Source organism: Longimicrobium sp. (assembly GCA_036377595.1).
In the GTDB taxonomy this organism is placed as follows: domain Bacteria; phylum Gemmatimonadota; class Gemmatimonadetes; order Longimicrobiales; family Longimicrobiaceae; genus Longimicrobium.
In genome coordinates, this window is record DASUYB010000108.1 from 44,773 (window position 1) to 45,056 (window position 284).

The window sequence follows — 284 nt, forward strand, 5'->3', positions numbered from 1 at the left end:
AGTCCTGAGTCCTGAGTCCTGAGTCCTGAGTCCTGAGTCCTGAGTCCTGAGTCCTGAGTGCTGTGGCCACCGTACACGACGCGAGCGATGTCATTCCGAAGGCGCTGCGCCGATCCATCCTCCACGCCAGGGCCTGGCGCCTGAGGAATCTGTGGCCGGCTCCCGAGCGATCGGGCGCCTGTGGCTCGGAAGCATGCCACAGATTCCTCGGGCGCCGCCATGCATCAGCGCGGGCGCAGTCCCGGAGCAGCGGCGCCGCTCGGAATGACAGGCCTGGGATCGCC